This is a genomic window from Streptomyces sp. NPDC030820 (assembly GCF_055572075.1).
Map to the genome: position 1 here is coordinate 985,065 of NZ_JBVIEB010000001.1, position 15,808 is coordinate 1,000,872.

A 15,808-nucleotide genomic window follows, 5' to 3' on the forward strand; every position below is an offset into this window, starting at 1 on the left:
GCGGGTAAGCCACCCCACCCCCGGCCGGCACCAGCACCGGGCACGCTCTCAACCCCGGAGCACCAGCGCCTGCCCCGCCACCACCAACAGCACCTGCTCGCACTCCGCCCCGAACGCCGCGTTCAGCCGCCCCAGTTCGTCCCGGTACCGCCGCCCGGACGCGGTCGCCGGCACGATCCCCGACCCCACCTCGTTCGACACGGCCACCACCGTCCGCCGAGTACGGCGCACGGCCTCCGTCAGCTCCCGCACCCGCTCCCGCAGGGACTTCTCACCCCCGCCCGCCCACTCCGCGTCGTCCCACGCCCCCACGGAGTCCATGACATCCGTCAGCCACAGCGACAGACAGTCGATCAGCAGCGGCGGCCCGTCCTCGCCCAGCAGCGGCACCAGGTCCGTCGTCTCCGCCGTACGCCACGACCCCGGCCGCCGCTCCCGGTGCAGAGCCACCCGCTCCGCCCACTCGGTGTCCCCGCCCCGCGTCCCGCCGGTCGCCACGTACAGCACGTCCGGGAAGGACTCGAGCCGCCGCTCGGCCTCCACCGACTTGCCCGAGCGCGCCCCGCCCAGCACCAGCGTCCGGCGCGGCACGTCCGGCACGTCCTCGTACGCGCCGACCGCCAGCGTCGTACCGTCCGGCACCGCCCGCGCCCCGGCCGCCGCCAGCCGGCGCCGCAACTCCGCGCCGGGCGGTACGTCGTGGTCGAGGTGGACCGCCAGGACATCCGTCGTCGGGCCGACCGAGCCGACCGCCCGCAGCCGTGCCAGCGCGTCGGGGCGGTCCACCACGTCCGCGAGGACCATGTCGTACGACTCCGCCGTCGCCTCCTCCAGGCCCGCCGGCGCCCCGCCCGGCGGCAGATACAGCAGCCGCTGCCCGTCCGGCCCGGTCACCGCGTACCCGGTGCCGCCCGCGTCCATCGCCACGGCCCGCACCCGATGCCCCGTCAGCAGCGCCAACTCCCGTCCGTCCGGCACCCGCCCGGGCTGCGGCAGCCCGGCCGGCACCTCCACCGCGGGTCCGTCGTGCGGATGCGACAGCAGCACCTGCCGGACCCCGGCGAGCGAATGCCCGGCCCGCGCCGCCGCGAAGGCCGCGCCCGGGGTGAGATCGAGGAGCAGCGCCCCGTCCACCAGCACGGCGGTGGCCGCCCGCGCGTCCGGTCCGAGCGCCATCGCACACGCGGCGCACGGGCAGTCGGGGCGGGGCAGCCCAGCAGGGGCACCGGTACCGAGCAGAGTGATTTCCACGGGACCGATTCTCACCTGCCCGCACAGGCACCGCTCACTTCGGCGCCCCGAAAAGGGGCGCGGGTACGCGGCGCCGCCGGTGGCGCGACCAGCCCCGACGGACCCGCTGATGATCCACGGCCTCTAACGGCCGAACCCGCGGACCGCATACTCTTCCAGCAGGTGTTGGATCGAAGGAGGCCTACATGACGGCATGGACGTGGCGGTTCGAGAAGGCCGACGGGACGGAGGTCCAGCCCGCGGTGCAGCCCGAGGAGTTCACCACCCAGGGGGATGCCGAGTCGTGGATCGGCGAGCACTGGAAGGCGCTCCTGGAGGGCGGCGCCGACCAGGTGCGGCTGTTCGAGGAGAACACCGAGATCTACGGGCCGATGAGCCTGCACGCCGACGCGGCGTAGGCGGTGCCATCGGCGTGGAGGGGTACGGCCGCGGTCGTACCCCTCGTCACTGCTCGCCCAGCGTCACCTCCACCGTCTTCTCGGCGCCGCCCCGCTGGTAGGTCACCGAGGTCTTCTGACCCGGCTTGTCCGTCGCCAGCGCCACCGCGAGGGAGGTGATGGTGGAGATCGGCCGGTCACCCACCTTGGTGATGATGTCGCCCGGGCGCAGGCCCGCCTGGTCCGCCGCACCACCGGGTTTCACGGTGACCACCGCCACCCCGGCGGGCTGGTATCGGTCGTCCACGACCGTCCGCGCGGTGATGCCGAGCGCGGCCCGGCCCGAGTTGACGACCTTGCCCTTCTTCACGATCTGCCCGGCGATCGTCTTCACCATCGACGCCGGGATGGCGAACCCGATGCCGGGCGCCGCGTTGCCCCCGAGCTGGGGGTCGGCGGCGGCCAGCGTCGGGATGCCGATGACCTGACCGGCGAGATTGACCAGCGCGCCGCCGCTGTTGCCCGGGTTGATGGCGGCCGAGGTCTGCACCATGTTCGCGAGCGTCGCACCCGTGCTTCCGCTGGGGGCCTCGCTGACGGTTCGTCCGGTCGCCGAGACGATGCCCTGGGTCACGCTGGACGCCAGCCCGAGCGGTGAGCCCATGGCCAGCACGATCTGGCCGACCTCCACCTTCTCGGAGTCGCCGAACGCCGCCGCTCTCAGCCCGGCCGGCACCTTGTCCAGCTTGATCACGGCGAGGTCCTGCTCGGGGTAGGAGTACACCAGGCTCGCGGTGAGCGGCTCCTCGCTGTTGGCCGTGGTCACCTTGAAGGACTTCTCCGACCCGACCACGTGCGCGTTGGTGACGATGTGTCCCTTGCCGTCGTACACCACCCCGGAGCCCAGTTCCTGGCTCGCCTGGATCTGCACGACCGACGGCAGGACGTCCTTGATGACCTTCTGGTACCGGCTCTGCAGATCGCCCGCGGCCATCGGTGCGGCCGCCCGCGCGGTCGCCGCGGGGTCCTGCCCGGCCTCGGGAGCGTCCGCCGTACAGCTCGCCACGCAACACACCAGCGCGACCGCGACGGCGATCCTCCGCAGGGCACGGATCGGGGAAGCTTCCATGCCCCGAGTCTCACCGCGCGGCGATCACCCGGCCCGCGTTGTTGGCCCGAACGGTCTCAGCCCCGTACGCCGCACAGGTGCAGCAGTGCCGCCACCCCGCGATAGGGGTCCGTGCGCCCGGCCCGCTCCTCGACCGCGAGCAGCGTCTGGAGGTCGTCCGGTATCTCCGCGTCGTCCGCCGCCGTGTCCGTGAAGACCCGGACGCCGTACCAGGCGTGCAGCGGGGCCGCGATCCCGGCGAGGGTGGCGGTGAGGGCGGCCAGCCGGTCGGCCCGTACGTCCAGGCCGAGGCGGTTGTGATAGGCGGTGGTGTCGAAGGCGGACAGGGCGCCCGCCCAGTCACCGGACAGGCCCGGGCGCATGGCGAGCGCGTCGCCGTTGCGCACGAGCAGGGAGAGGAGTCCGCCGGGGGCCAGCATCCGGGCCAGGCCCGCCACCAGCGGGTCCGGCTCCTCGACGTACATCAGCACCCCGTGGCACAGCACCACGTCGAAGCTGCCGGGCAGGAAGTGCACCCCGGTGTCCCGGCCGTCGCCCTGCACCAGCCGGACCCGCTCACGGATGCCCTCCGGCTGCGCGGCCAGCGCCTCACGCGCGGCGGCGATCATCGTCGCGTCCTGCTCGACCCCGGTCACCTGATGGCCGAGCCGGGCCAGCCGCAGCGCCTGCGTGCCCTGGCCCATGCCCACGTCGAGAACCCGCAGCCGCTGCCCGACCGGGAACCGCCCGGCTATCTGCTCGTCCAGCTGCCGCGCCACCAGCTCCTGGCGTACGACGTCCCGCAGCTTGCCCAGCTTGTTCAGCCAGGCGTCGGCCGCACCCCCGGCGAAAGCGTCTGCGCTCAGGGCCGCTCTCCGCGCTTGACCTGCGGCTTCGGCAGCCGGAACCGGCGCATCTGGAGGGAGCGCATCACGGCGTAGGCGACCGCGCCACGCGTGTTCTCGTCCGGGAAGCGCTCCTTGAGCCGCTTCTTCAGCCGGTAGCCGCTGAAGGCCGCGTCCAGCACGATCAGCGCGATCGCCACCAGCCACAGCAGCAGCGCGATCGACTGGATCGTCGGCACCTGCACCACGCTCAGCACCAGGATCACCACGGCGAGCGGCAGGAAGAAGTCCGCCACGTTGAACCGCGAGTCCACCCAGTTGCGGGCGAACCTGCGGACCGGGCCCTTGTCCCGGGCGGGCATATAGCGCTCGTCACCGGCGGCCAGCGCCTGGCGCTGCCGCTCCAGTGCCTGGCGCCGCTCCTCGCGCTGACGCTTGGCGGCCTCCTTGCGGTTGGTCGGCGTGTTGGCCACGCTGCGCCGCTGGGACTGGGCCTCGCTGCGCTTGGGCGTGGGCCTGCCCTTCGGGGCCTGCGGGTCACGGGACTGCTTGGAGAGGTTCACCTGCGCCTTGTCGGCGGTCGGGGCCTTCTCTTCCTTGGCACGGCTACGGAACACAAAACCCAAGGGTACGGGCTTCACCGGCATGGACCCCAGCCCGGCGGGGAACGATCCGGCAACACCGGACGTCTGTAGGGGGACAGGTAGGGGGACAGAGGGGACGTTCCGGTGAGGGCCGGTGGGGGATCACCTACTCCTTACGCCGGAGCGAGAGCGTCCGCAGTCGTCCTCGGGGATGAGCGCATCCGTCCCCGAACAGTGCGGTAATGGAGTCAGGGCCCGTACTGTGGGTCCTGTCGCAGGATCTGTGAGCTGGAGTCCGTCAGAAGGGGGCGCGCGAAGCCCATGAGCGGTGTCATGAAGCGTATGGGGATGATCTTCCGCGCGAAGGCGAACAAGGCCCTTGACCGGGCCGAGGACCCGCGCGAGACCCTCGATTACTCGTACCAGAAGCAGCTGGAGCTGCTGCAGAAGGTCCGCCGTGGCGTCGCCGACGTGGCGACCAGCCGCAAGCGCCTGGAACTCCAGCTCAACCAGCTGCAGCAGCAGTCGACCAAGCTGGAGGACCAGGGCCGCAAGGCGCTCGCGCTGGGCCGCGAGGACCTGGCCCGCGAGGCGCTGTCCCGGCGCGCCGCCCTCCAGCAGCAGGTCACCGACCTGGAGACGCAGCACGCCACCCTCCAGGGCGAGGAGGAGAAGCTCACCCTCGCGGCCCAGCGTCTGCAGGCCAAGGTGGACGCCTTCCGTACGAAGAAGGAGACCATCAAGGCCACCTACACCGCCGCCCAGGCGCAGACCCGGATCGGCGAGGCCTTCTCCGGCATCTCCGAGGAGATGGGCGACGTCGGCCTGGCCATCCAGCGCGCCGAGGACAAGACCGCCCAGCTCCAGGCCCGGGCCGGCGCCATCGACGAGCTGCTCGCCTCCGGCGCCCTGGACGATCCGACCGGCATGGCCAAGGACGACATCGCCGCCGAGCTGGACCGGATCTCCGGTGGTACGGATGTAGAGCTGGAACTGCAGCGCATGAAGGCCGAGCTGGCCGGGGGCTCCCCGCAGCAGGCCATCGAGGGCGGCACCGCGCAGGGGCAGTCCCAGCAGCAGCCGCAGGACACCCCGCGCTTCGACAAGCAGTAGCCCGGCGCCGGGACCCGAGCCGAGGAGGCCGACGTGATCGTACGGATCATGGGGGAGGGCCAGGTGAAGCTGGACGACTCCCACTTCGTCGAGCTGAACAAGCTGGACGACGAGCTGCTCGCCGAGATGGAAAGCGGCGACGAGGCGGGCTTCCACCGCACACTCGGCGCCCTCCTCGACTCCGTCCGCCGTCTGGGCACGCCGCTTCCCGACGACGCGCTGGAACCTTCGGAGCTGATCCTTCCCTCGCCGGACGCGTCATTGGCGGAGGTCAGGGAGATGCTCGGCGACGAGGGGCTGATTCCGGGTTAGCGCCGTCGGGGCGCAGGGCACCTTGCGAGCACCCGTACTGTTCAATCCGTGAGCACTCTCGACCGCGCCCGGTGCAGCCTCAGGGCCCACCCCCTCGCGCTGGACGCGTCCATCGCCGCGGCCGTGCTGGCATGCATGGTCGCCGGCTCCTTCGTGGTGCCCCGCGGAGCGCACGGCGTCACCTGGGGCATCCGCACCCCCGACCCCCTCAGCCTCCTGCTCATGCTGCTCGCCGCGGCCACGCTGGTCTTCCGCCGCCGCGCCCCCAAGACGGTCCTCGCCGTCACCGGCGCCCTCTCCGTGATCGAGTGCGTCACCGGCGACCCCCGCGCCCCGGTCGCGATGTCCGCCGTGGTCGCCCTGTACACCGTCGCCTCGACCACCGACCGCACCACCACCCTGCGCATCGGCCTGCTCACCATGACCGTGCTGACGGCCGCCGCGATGCTCGGCGGCCCGCTGCCCTGGTACGCGCAGGAGAACCTCGGCGTGCTCGCCTGGACCGGCATCGGCGCCACCGCCGGCGACGCCGTACGCAGCCGGCGTGCGGTCGTCCAGGCCATCCGGGAGCGGGCGGAGCGAGCCGAACGCACCCGGGAGGAGGAGGCCCGCCGCCGGGTCGCCGAGGAGCGGCTGCGCATCGCCCGTGATCTGCACGACGTCGTCGCCCATCACATCGCCCTCGTGAACGTGCAGGCCGGGGTGGCCGCACATGTCATGGACAAGCGTCCCGACCAGGCCAAGGAGGCCCTGGCCCACGTCCGCGAGGCCAGCCGCTCGGCGCTGGAGGAGCTGCGCGCCACCGTCGGCCTGCTCCGCCAGTCCGGCGACCCCGAGGCCCCCACCGAGCCCGCCGGCGGTCTCGGCCGGCTGGAGGAGCTGGCCGACACCTTCCGCAACGCGGGCCTGCCGGTGGAGGTGGCCCGCGCCGACCAGGGCACCGAACTGCCCGCCGCCGTCGACCTGGCCGCCTACCGGATCGTCCAGGAGGCCCTGACCAACGTGCAGAAGCACGCCGGACCACAGGCCAAGGCCGAGGTCAGCGTCGTACGGGTCGGGACGGACATCGAGGTCACCGTGCTGGACGACGGCGCGGGCGCGGCCGGAGTGCCCGGGGCCGGCGGCGGGCACGGACTGCTCGGGATGCGCGAGCGGGTCACCGCCCTCGGCGGCACCCTCACCACCGGGCCCCGCTACGGCGGCGGCTTCCGCGTCCATGCGATCCTGCCCCTCAAGACGCGCACCGAGACCCGTAAAGATCCGTGCTGAGACCCGTACGACGGCCCCCGGGGGAGCCCGCATGACGATCCGTGTCCTGCTCGCCGACGACCAGGCACTGCTGCGCAGCGCGTTCCGGGTGCTGGTCGACTCCGAGCCCGACATGGAGGTGGTGGGGGAGGCCTCCGACGGGGCCGAAGCGGTCCGGCTGGCGAAGGAGCAGGCTGCCGACGTCGTCCTCATGGACATCCGGATGCCCGGCACCGACGGGCTCGCCGCCACCCGGCTGATCAGCGCCGATCCCTCCCTGGCGGAGGTCCGCGTGGTCATCCTGACCACCTTCGAGGTCGACGACTACGTCATCCAGGCCCTGCGCGCGGGCGCCTCCGGCTTCCTCGGCAAGGGCAGCGAGCCGGAGGAGCTGCTGAACGCCATCCGGGTCGCGGCGGGCGGCGAGGCCCTGCTGTCCCCCGTCGCCACCAAGGGGCTGATCGCCCGATTCCTCGCCCAGGGCGACGGAGACGACGGCCGTGACCCCGCCCGCTCCGAGCGGCTCGGCGCGCTCACCGGGCGGGAGCGCGAGGTGCTGGTCCAGGTCGCCGGCGGCCACTCCAACGACGAGATCGCCGAACGGCTCGCGGTCAGTCCGCTGACGGTGAAGACCCACGTCAACCGGGCCATGGCCAAGCTGGGCGCGCGCGACCGGGCGCAGCTCGTGGTGATCGCGTACGAGTCGGGGCTGGTACGTCCGAGAACGGACTGATCTCCACCCGGGCGTACCGCCTGGGCCTGGCCATGCCGGCGGCGATCGCGATCGTCTTCACGCTGCTGGTGGCGACCTTCCGCTCGCCGGCCCAGCCGCTGATCCTGCTGGTGTCGATCCCCTTCGCGGCGACGGGTGCGATCGGCCTGCTGGTCGCCACGGGCACCCCGATGGGCGTCCCGGCGATGATCGGCATGCTGATGCTGATCGGCACCGTGGTGACCAACGCGATCGTGCTGATCGACCTGATCTCCGCTCGCGGTGGTCGTCATCGGCGGCCTGATCACCGCGGAGAAGGCGCTGGAGCCGGCCGGAGTCTGACGGCATGCGAAAGGGCCGGGTCTCGTACCGGACCCGGCCCTTTCGTGCGTGCTAGGGAAGCGCGAGCATCCGCTCCAGCGCCAGCTTGGCGAACGCCTCCGTCTCCTTGTCGACCTCGATCCGGTTGACCAGGTTGCCCTCGGCCAGGGACTCCAGGGCCCAGACCAGGTGGGGCAGGTCGATGCGGTTCATGGTCGAGCAGAAGCAGACCGTCTTGTCGAGGAAGACGATCTCCTTGCCCTCGGGCGCGAAACGGTTCGCCAGGCGGCGGACCAGGTTCAGCTCCGTGCCGATGGCCCACTTCGAGCCGGCCGGGGCGGCTTCCAGGGCCTTGATGATGTACTCGGTGGAGCCGACGTAGTCCGCGGCGGCCACGACCTCGTGCTTGCACTCCGGGTGGACCAGGACGTTCACGCCCGGGATGCGCTCACGGACGTCGTTGACCGAGTCCAGGCTGAAGCGGCCGTGCACCGAGCAGTGGCCACGCCACAGGATCATCTTGGCGGCACGCAGCTCATCCGCCGTCAGCCCGCCGTTCGGCTTGTGCGGGTTGTAGACCACGCAGTCGTCCAGGGACATGCCCATGTCCCGCACGGCGGTGTTGCGGCCGAGGTGCTGGTCGGGCAGGAAGAGGACCTTCTCGCCCTGCTCGAAGGCCCAGTCGAGGGCGCGCTTGGCGTTCGACGAGGTGCAGATCGTGCCGCCGTGCTTGCCGGTGAACGCCTTGATGTCGGCGGAGGAGTTCATGTACGAGACGGGGACGACCTGCTCGGCGATACCCGCCTCGGTCAGCACGTCCCAGCACTCCGCGACCTGCTCGGCCGTCGCCATGTCGGCCATCGAGCAGCCGGCGGCGAGGTCGGGCAGGACGACCTTCTGGTCGTCGGAGGTGAGGATGTCCGCAGACTCGGCCATGAAGTGCACACCGCAGAAGACGATGTACTCGGCCTCCGGGCGCGCGGCCGCGTCCCGGGCCAGCTTGAAGGAGTCGCCCGTGACGTCGGCGAACTGGATGACCTCGTCGCGCTGGTAGTGGTGGCCGAGCACGAAGACCTTGTCGCCGAGTTTCTCCTTGGCCGCGCGGGCGCGCGCGACCAGGTCCGGGTCGGACGGCGAGGGCAGGTCGCCGGGGCACTCGACGCCCCGCTCGCTCTTCGGGTCGGCCTCACGGCCGAGCAGCAGCAGGGCGAGCGGAGTCGGCTGCACGTCGAGTTCCGGGGTCTGGGCGGTGGTCACGACACGCACCCTTTCTACTTTTCGTCTAACTGACGCTATCTATCATAACTGGTTCACGTCAGTTTGACGATGGCCATAACGTCGATGTGACGTGAATCCCGCTCGGGTCCCTCCACAGGCCGCTGCCGACCCCGTAGGGCATGTGCGAGCATGAAGACGGAAGTAAAAACGCGACAACGCGACTGCCCGGCCCGGAATGAATCCGCGGAAGCGCCGGTTGCACTCGTCGGCAAGCAGTCTCCGTACAACCCGGGAGAGATGTAGATGTCCGTATCGGACGAGACCACCACCGTCACCGACGGCATCATCCTGACCGACGCCGCCGCGGCCAAGGTCAAGGCCCTGCTCGACCAGGAAGGCCGCGACGATCTCGCGCTGCGTGTCGCCGTTCAGCCCGGCGGCTGCTCCGGCCTGCGTTACCAGCTCTTCTTCGACGAGCGCTCGCTCGACGGCGACGTGGTGAAGGACTTCGGCGGGGTCAAGGTCGTCACGGACCGCATGAGCGCTCCGTACCTGGGCGGCGCGACCGTCGACTTCGTGGACACGATCGAGAAGCAGGGCTTCACGATCGACAACCCGAACGCGACGGGCTCCTGCGCCTGCGGCGACTCCTTCAGCTGAGCACGGCGTTCCCCGCGCCCCCACAGGGGCGCGGGGCTTTTTCTCACGAACCTCCCCGCAACGCGCCCGGCTTGCCCTGCGGAATGCGGTTGCCGTCGATGCCGACCACCGTCCGCCCGCCGAGCGGCGCAGCCAGCCGTACGGTCTTCACATACTCCTTGGCGATCAGCACGCACACCTTGTCCGGCCAGGGGTGCTCGGTGACGGTCAGGGTCACCCGCTCACCGCTCTCCTTCGCCGCCACCGTGTAGTCGGCGCACACCCCGCCGTAGAAGCTCACGGTCAGGACCCGGCCCTCGGCCAGGTAGCCGGTGACCTTCACGGTGTGCGGGCTCGGCGCCGTGCCCGGTCCGCTGGGGGGAGTCGTCGCCGACGCCACATACCGGGGATCGACCGCCGGGTACGAGACCGTCGACGAGCCCTGGCCGGCCGGCCCCCGCACCTCGAACAGCCAGGACGGCACCAGCGTCTGCCGCCCTGCGACGGAGTGCGCGGCCAGCCCGAACACCGCCTTCTCCACGGTCACCGGGTCCGTCCCCGCGTCCGCCCCGCGCTTCGGCACCCCTGTGGACCCGCCGCAGGGCTGCTCCAGCCGGTTCTTCAGCGGCACCGGACTCGCGCAGCCGCCGATCCCCATGCGGTGGTCGCTCTTCGGCGCCGCGTTCATCAGCTTCAACGTCTTCGCGGCGCTCAGCACGGGATACGTGTCGCCCTTCACCGGCGCCCCGAGCAGCCCGTGTCCGCCGACCAGCGCGCCCTGCCGGTCCACGGTCAGGCCGGTCGTCCAGCCGTACGTCGGCAGCCCGCCGACCACCGGTTCGGCGTTCACGACCCGCTGGCTCCCCATGACCTGGCTCGCGTCGATCTTCGCGTCGTCCAGCCCCGCCGCCTTCAGCACCGGCGCGGCCGCCTCGGTCGCCTTCCGCACGCTCACCGGGGCGCCGGTCGGGCCCATCGGGTCATGCGTGCACAGGACACCCTTCTGGCAGTCGTCGGTGCCCGGCGCATACCGGCTGAACGTCCAGCTGCCCGGCGCGTCCCGGTTCACCGTCAGGCTCGGTCCGGTCCCGTCCTTGCCGCCGACCCGCCAGGTCCGGCCCGCGGCCACCGGCGTGCCGTCGATGCCCAGCGCCCTGGCCAGCCGGGCCACCGCGTCCTTGCCGACCTCGCCCTTCGGCACGTACACCGGCGCGGAGCCGGGCCCGGCCGGCAGTTCGCCCCGGGCGACGTACGTGGCGCCGTGGGGGTCCGGTTCGCCCGGGGCGATGCCGCCCGTGCCGCTGAACCCGTCCAGGGCGAGCGGTGGGGGAGTGGCGGCGCCGGAGCCGGCCGCCCCGGCTCCGCCCGTACGGCCGCCGGTGGCGCCGCTCGCCGCGAGGTAGGCGCCACCGCCGCCGACCAGCAGCACGGCGGCGGCGACGGAGACGACGACGAGCCGCGACCGCCGCCGGCCGGACTGCCCGCCCTCCGCGCCATCGAGGTTCCCGACCTCGCCGGGTCCGTCCGCGCCCTCCGCCGCAGCGGCCGGCGGCTCGGACTTTGCCGAGTCCTCGAAGCCCTCCTGGCTCCCGCCGTTCCCGGTGCTGTCCGCGCCCTCGGCATGCTCGGAGCTCTCGGGGTGCTCGCGGTTCTCGGGTCGCTCGGTGTTCACCGCATCGCTCCTCGCTGGTCGTAACCCGCATCCCCCGTCTGGGGGACGGCGATGGGACGCGCGAGGGGGGCGTGCGGTTCCCTGCGAAATGCGCCCCGGTCAGTCGCCGTAGTCCGACATCGCGTCCAGCAGCCGTGCGGACCGCGCCGGCACGGTCACCCCGTGGATCAGCGACGGCGGCACCGGCCGGGGCTCGGCGTGCTCGGGGACCGCCCAGTGCGGAGCCATCCGGGCGCAGTCGCCGCGCAGTGCGGCGAGGTCGCCGGGGTCACTCCCGAGATCGGCGGGGGCGGTGTGGCGGAACTTGAGGTTCGTCATGACCGCACGGTAGGCCTGCTCCGGGCCGTGAAGAAAGATCTACTATCGGGTAGTTTCGCCAGCTACAGCGTGGGCGGCCGAGCGGGTAGCGTGAACTGTCAACCCAGCCTCCCGCAGGAGATTCCCCGTCGTGCGCATCGCAGTCACCGGCTCCATCGCCACCGACCACCTCATGACCTTCCCCGGTCGCTTCGCCGACCAGTTCGTCGCGGACCAGCTGCACACGGTTTCGCTCTCCTTCCTGGTCGACAAGCTGGACGTGCGCCGGGGCGGCGTCGGCGCCAACATCGCCTTCGGCATGGGCCAGCTCGGCACCCGGCCCGTCCTGGTCGGAGCGGCCGGCTCCGACTTCGACGAGTACCGGGCCTGGCTCGACCGGCACGGCGTGGACACCGACTCGGTCCGGATCTCCGAGACCCTGCACACCGCCCGCTTCGTGTGCACCACCGACGCCGACCACAACCAGATCGGCTCGTTCTACACCGGCGCGATGAGCGAGGCCCGCCTCATCGAGCTGAAGACCGTCGCCGACCGCGTGGGCGGCCTGGACCTGGTCCTCATCGGCGCCGACGACCCGGAGGCGATGCTCCGCCACACGGAGGAGTGCCGCTCCCGCGCGATCCCCTTCGCCGCCGACTTCTCCCAGCAGATCGCCCGGATGGACGGCGACGAGATCCGGGTGCTGCTGGACGGGGCGACGTACCTGTTCTCCAACGAGTACGAGAAGGGCCTCATCGAGTCCAAGACCGGCTGGAGCGACGCCGAGATCCTGGCCAAGGTCGGCCACCGCGTCACCACGCTCGGCTCGCGCGGCGTGCGCATCGAGCGGGTCGGCGAGGACCCGATCGAGGTCGGCTGCCCCGAGGAGGAGCGCAAGGCCGACCCGACGGGCGTCGGCGACGCCTTCCGCGCCGGGTTCCTGTCGGGGCTGGCCTGGGGTGTCTCGCTGGAGCGGGCCGCTCAGGTGGGCTGCATGCTGGCGACGCTCGTCATCGAGACGGTGGGTACGCAGGAGTACCGGCTGCGGCGGGGGCACTTCATGGAGCGGTTCGTGAAGGCGTACGGGGACGAGGCCGGCGAAGAAGTGCAGGCCCATCTGGGCTGAGGCCGGGCGCCCCTCCGGGGGCCACGCCCCCGGACTCCCCTCAGCCGACCCGGCGTACCAGGTACGCCGTACCCCTCTCCGCCGGTTCCTCCCCGACGTACTCCTGCCCCCGCATCTCGCACCACGCCGGGATGTCCAGGCGGGCCGCCTCGTCGTCGGAGAGGACCCGTACGGTCCCGCCGACCGGCACCTGTCCGAACACCTTCGCCAGTTCGATGACCGGGATGGGGCACCGCTTGCCGAGGGAGTCGACGAGCACTTCCCCGGGACCCTGCTGGGCGGCCGGTGCCGCCGGTGCGCCCAGCTTCTCCCGGACCCCCGCCACCGCCCCGGGCAGCACCTCCAGGAACCGCTCCACGTCGGCCTGTGCCGCGCCCGTCGGCAGCGACACCCGTACGTTCCCCTCGCTCAGCACACCCATCGCCTTCAGCACATGGCTGGGCGTCAGCGTGCTGCTCGTGCAGGAGGAACCGGAGGAGACGGAGAAACCCTCCCGGTCCAGCTCGTGCAGCAGCGCCTCGCCGTCGACGTAGAGACAGGAGAAGGTGACGATCCCGGGCAGCCGGCGCTCGGGGTCGCCGACGACCTCCACGTCCGGCACCAGCTGCGGCACCCGCGTCCGGATCCGCTCCGTCAGCTCCCGCAGCCGTACCGCCTCCTGGGCCGCCTCGGCCCGCACCGCCCGCAGGGAGGCCACGGCCGCCACGATCGCCGGGATGTTCTCGAAGCCGGGCGCCCGCCCCGACTCCCGCTCGTCGACGGGCCCTTGGGCGGCGAACCGCACCCCCTTGCGCACGACGAGCAGCCCGACCCCCGAGGGCCCGCCCCACTTGTGCGCGCTGGCCGCGAGCAGCGACCAGTGACCCTCGACCGGCCCCCAGCCCAGCGACTGCGCCGCGTCCACCAGCAGCGGCACCCCGGCGGCCCGGCACACCTCGGCCACCTCCGCGACCGGCTGCACGGTGCCCACCTCATGGTTGGCCGACTGCAGACACGCCAGCGCGGTGTCCGGACGCAGGGCGCTCGCATAACCCGACGGCTCCACGGCACCGGCCCGGTCCACCGGCACCTGGGTCACCGTGCCGCCGTCCGCCTCGAACGCCTCCGCCGAATGGAGTACGGAGGAGTGTTCGACGGACGACACGATCAGGTGGCGTCCGACCCGGCGCCGCCCGGCCAACGCCCCCACGACACCCGTGTGTACGGCCCTGGTCCCGGACGACGTGAACACCACCTCGTCGGCCCGGCACCCGACGGCTTCGGCAGCCGCCTCCCGGGCAGCGTCCAGCAGCATCCGGGCCTTGCGGCCCTCCCGGTACAGCCGCGCGGGATCGGCCCATCCCTCATCCACAGAGGCCAACAGCGCCTGACGGGCAACGGGATGGAGGGGAACGGCGGAGGCAGCGTCAAAGTAGGCCATACAGCAACGTTAAGACCCCGGCAGGGGCAGCCAACCCAGGGGCGCGAGGCTGTGTCCACAGCGGCTCCGCCGCGGGGCGCGACCAGCCACAACGCACCCGCAGCCGCCAATTCAGCGAACCACCCGAGTTAGTAGGTACCCCTCCCCGCGAACCCCCGGAGGGCGTCGGCTAGGGTTTGGTCCGCATAAACATCCAAACCCCTGCCCGACGCAGGGCGGCGACCGACCAGCGAGAAGAAGGCCGCAGCCGACCGCGCGGGCGAGACTCTCGGGAAGGCGCTACGTGAGTCCCAACGGCTCCGACCGCTCGCCGCGGCGCCCGATGCGGCGGAAGCTGCTGCAGGCACTGACCGCGGGCCTGGTCCTGGCGACCGCAACCGGTTGCACATACAAGGACTTCCCCCGCCTTGGCATGCCCACCCCGACCACGGAAGAGGCTCCGCGGATCCTCTCCCTGTGGCAGGGCTCCTGGGCTGCCGCGCTCGCCGTCGGCGTGCTGGTGTGGGGCCTGATCCTGTGGAGCGCCATGTTCCACCGGCGCAGCCGCACCAAGGTCGAGGTACCTCCGCAGACCCGGTACAACATGCCGATCGAGGCCCTGTACACGGTGGTCCCGATCATCATCATCTCGGTGCTCTTCTACTTCACGGCCCGGGACGAGTCGAAGCTCCTCGACATCTCCAAGAAGCCCGACGTCACGGTCAACGTGGTCGGCTTCCAGTGGAGCTGGGGCTTCAACTACATCGAGAACGTCCCCGGTGTCTCCGGCGACGCCAAGACCGACAAGAACCTGAACGCCATTCCGGACCGGTTCAAGAAGGACTTCCCGGCGAACGCCGGCGGTGTCTACGACGTCGGTACCCCCGGCACGCGGAACCCGCAGACCGGCAACCCCGGCCCGACCCTCTGGCTCCCCAAGGGCAAGACGGTCCGCTTCGTCCTGACCTCTCGTGACGTCATCCACTCCTTCTGGGTGGTGCCGTTCCTGATGAAGCAGGACGTCATCCCGGGCCACACCAACGCCTTCCAGGTGGTTCCGAACCACGAAGGCACCTTCCTCGGCAAGTGCGCCGAGCTCTGCGGCGTCGACCACTCGCGCATGCTGTTCAACGTGAAGGTCGTATCCCCGGCGGCGTACCAGAAGCACCTCCAGGACCTCGCCAAGAAGGGGCAGACCGGTTACATTCCCGCCGGCATCGCGCAGACGAGCCACGAGAAGAACCGGGAGACGAACAACCTGTGAGCATCCTCAACGAACCCCAGGGTGCCGCGGCAGCTGAAGGCGCGTACGCGGACGAGCTGCCGGTCAGGCGCAAGCAGCCCGGCAATGTCGTGGTGAAGTGGCTGACGACCACCGACCACAAGACCATCGGGACGATGTACCTCGTGACGTCGTTCGCGTTCTTCCTGATCGGTGGCGTGATGGCGCTGCTCATGCGCGCCGAGCTGGCCCGTCCGGGCCTGCAGATCATGACGAACGAGCAGTTCAACCAGGCGTTCACGATGCACGGCACGATCATGCTGCTGATGTTCGCGACGCCGCTGTTCGCCGGCTTCGCGAACTG

17 protein-coding genes and 1 pseudogene are annotated in these 15,808 nt (G+C 71.6%); 10 read left to right on the plus strand and 8 right to left on the minus strand.

The features are described from left to right. Nucleotides 1–48 precede the first annotated feature (48 nt). Complete coding sequence (locus tag ACZ418_RS04460) at nt 49–1,251, minus strand: bifunctional adenosylcobinamide kinase/adenosylcobinamide-phosphate guanylyltransferase (RefSeq protein WP_468356772.1); 1,203 nt, start codon at nt 1,249–1,251, stop codon at nt 49–51. 185 nt (nt 1,252–1,436) lie between these two features. Between ACZ418_RS04460 and ACZ418_RS04465 the strand changes: the two genes are divergently transcribed. After that, complete coding sequence (locus tag ACZ418_RS04465) at nt 1,437–1,649, plus strand: hypothetical protein (protein ID WP_055709718.1); 213 nt, start codon at nt 1,437–1,439, stop codon at nt 1,647–1,649. Between the two features lie 46 nt (nt 1,650–1,695). Here the strand turns inward: ACZ418_RS04465 and ACZ418_RS04470 are convergent, their stop codons facing one another. The 3 genes from ACZ418_RS04470 to ACZ418_RS04480 all read right to left on the minus strand — a co-directional run bounded on the left by ACZ418_RS04470 (nt 1,696) and on the right by ACZ418_RS04480 (nt 4,228). Then, nucleotides 1,696–2,757, minus strand: a complete 1,062-nt coding sequence (locus tag ACZ418_RS04470) for a S1C family serine protease (RefSeq protein WP_468356775.1) — start codon at nt 2,755–2,757, stop codon at nt 1,696–1,698. Nucleotides 2,758–2,813: 56 nt separating this feature from the next. After that, on the minus strand, nt 2,814–3,515 hold the full coding sequence (locus tag ACZ418_RS04475) for a class I SAM-dependent methyltransferase (RefSeq protein ID WP_468356778.1): 702 nt from the start codon (nt 3,513–3,515) through the stop codon (nt 2,814–2,816). Nucleotides 3,516–3,598: 83 nt separating this feature from the next. After that, nucleotides 3,599–4,228, minus strand: a complete 630-nt coding sequence (locus ACZ418_RS04480; protein ID WP_468356781.1) for a DUF3043 domain-containing protein — start codon at nt 4,226–4,228, stop codon at nt 3,599–3,601. A 258-nt stretch (nt 4,229–4,486) separates the two neighbouring features. Between ACZ418_RS04480 and ACZ418_RS04485 the strand changes: the two genes are divergently transcribed. From ACZ418_RS04485 to ACZ418_RS04505, 5 genes and pseudogenes are all read left to right on the plus strand, one after another. Next, nucleotides 4,487–5,278 carry a PspA/IM30 family protein gene (locus ACZ418_RS04485; RefSeq protein WP_468356784.1) on the plus strand — a complete coding sequence of 264 codons (792 nt, stop codon included), beginning with the start codon at nt 4,487–4,489 and terminating at the stop codon, nt 5,276–5,278. Nucleotides 5,279–5,311: 33 nt separating this feature from the next. Beyond that, entirely contained in the window at nt 5,312–5,590 is a 279-nt protein-coding gene (gene pspAA / locus ACZ418_RS04490; RefSeq protein ID WP_468356787.1) for a PspA-associated protein PspAA, read from the plus strand. Between the two features lie 48 nt (nt 5,591–5,638). Further along, nucleotides 5,639–6,859, plus strand: a complete 1,221-nt coding sequence (locus ACZ418_RS04495; protein WP_468356790.1) for a sensor histidine kinase — start codon at nt 5,639–5,641, stop codon at nt 6,857–6,859. A gap of 31 nt (nt 6,860–6,890) precedes the next feature. Next, entirely contained in the window at nt 6,891–7,571 is a 681-nt protein-coding gene (locus ACZ418_RS04500; RefSeq protein WP_468356793.1) for a response regulator, read from the plus strand. Nucleotides 7,572–7,591: 20 nt separating this feature from the next. Continuing rightward, nucleotides 7,592–7,846, plus strand: a pseudogene (locus ACZ418_RS04505) (efflux RND transporter permease subunit); the annotation flags it as partial. A gap of 97 nt (nt 7,847–7,943) precedes the next feature. On the opposite strand, the gene nadA reads toward ACZ418_RS04505, so the two are convergent. Next, on the minus strand, nt 7,944–9,128 hold the full coding sequence (gene nadA / locus ACZ418_RS04510) for a quinolinate synthase NadA (protein WP_468356796.1): 1,185 nt from the start codon (nt 9,126–9,128) through the stop codon (nt 7,944–7,946). 264 nt (nt 9,129–9,392) lie between these two features. Between nadA and ACZ418_RS04515 the strand changes: the two genes are divergently transcribed. Then, entirely contained in the window at nt 9,393–9,749 is a 357-nt protein-coding gene (locus tag ACZ418_RS04515; protein ID WP_030340884.1) for an iron-sulfur cluster assembly accessory protein, read from the plus strand. Nucleotides 9,750–9,792: 43 nt separating this feature from the next. On the opposite strand, the gene ACZ418_RS04520 is transcribed toward ACZ418_RS04515, so the two are convergent. Beyond that, nucleotides 9,793–11,400, minus strand: coding sequence for a hypothetical protein (locus tag ACZ418_RS04520; protein ID WP_468356800.1), 1,608 nt, complete (start codon nt 11,398–11,400; stop codon nt 9,793–9,795). Between the two features lie 99 nt (nt 11,401–11,499). Continuing rightward, the gene (locus ACZ418_RS04525) at nt 11,500–11,718 is read right to left on the minus strand and encodes a hypothetical protein (RefSeq protein WP_388621565.1); all 219 of its coding nucleotides are present in this window, start codon (nt 11,716–11,718) and stop codon (nt 11,500–11,502) included. 130 nt (nt 11,719–11,848) lie between these two features. Between ACZ418_RS04525 and ACZ418_RS04530 the strand changes: the two genes are divergently transcribed. Continuing rightward, a complete protein-coding gene (locus ACZ418_RS04530) occupies nt 11,849–12,823 on the plus strand; it encodes a carbohydrate kinase family protein (protein ID WP_468356803.1) in 975 nt (324 codons plus the stop codon). Nucleotides 12,824–12,863: 40 nt separating this feature from the next. Here ACZ418_RS04530 and ACZ418_RS04535 read toward each other — a convergent pair whose 3' ends face one another. Further along, nucleotides 12,864–14,243 (minus strand): aminotransferase class V-fold PLP-dependent enzyme, encoded by a 1,380-nt coding sequence (locus tag ACZ418_RS04535; protein ID WP_468356806.1) that lies wholly within the window; start codon nt 14,241–14,243, stop codon nt 12,864–12,866. 283 nt (nt 14,244–14,526) lie between these two features. Between ACZ418_RS04535 and ctaC the strand changes: the two genes are divergently transcribed. Both ctaC and ACZ418_RS04545 read left to right on the plus strand, forming a co-directional pair. Continuing rightward, complete coding sequence (ctaC, locus tag ACZ418_RS04540; protein ID WP_468356809.1) at nt 14,527–15,486, plus strand: aa3-type cytochrome oxidase subunit II; 960 nt, start codon at nt 14,527–14,529, stop codon at nt 15,484–15,486. Then, nucleotides 15,483–15,808: cbb3-type cytochrome c oxidase subunit I (locus ACZ418_RS04545; protein WP_468356812.1), on the plus strand; the 326-nt coding region annotated here is incomplete at its 3' end. The genes ctaC and ACZ418_RS04545, both read left to right, overlap by 4 nt.

Excerpts from the sequence above, each read along its gene's own strand:
- ACZ418_RS04485 (WP_468356784.1), top strand. The coding sequence starts at position 4,487 with ATGAGCGGTGTCATGAAGCGTATGGGGATGATCTTCCGCGCGAAGGCG.
- ACZ418_RS04500 (WP_468356793.1), top strand. The coding sequence starts at position 6,891 with ATGACGATCCGTGTCCTGCTCGCCGACGACCAGGCACTGCTGCGCAGC.
- ACZ418_RS04535 (WP_468356806.1), bottom strand. The coding sequence starts at position 14,243 with ATGGCCTACTTTGACGCTGCCTCCGCCGTTCCCCTCCATCCCGTTGCC.
- ACZ418_RS04480 (WP_468356781.1), bottom strand. The coding sequence starts at position 4,228 with ATGCCGGTGAAGCCCGTACCCTTGGGTTTTGTGTTCCGTAGCCGTGCC.
- ACZ418_RS04465 (WP_055709718.1), top strand. The coding sequence starts at position 1,437 with ATGACGGCATGGACGTGGCGGTTCGAGAAGGCCGACGGGACGGAGGTC.
- ACZ418_RS04470 (WP_468356775.1), bottom strand. The coding sequence starts at position 2,757 with ATGGAAGCTTCCCCGATCCGTGCCCTGCGGAGGATCGCCGTCGCGGTC.
- ACZ418_RS04525 (WP_388621565.1), bottom strand. The coding sequence starts at position 11,718 with ATGACGAACCTCAAGTTCCGCCACACCGCCCCCGCCGATCTCGGGAGT.
- ACZ418_RS04515 (WP_030340884.1), top strand. The coding sequence starts at position 9,393 with ATGTCCGTATCGGACGAGACCACCACCGTCACCGACGGCATCATCCTG.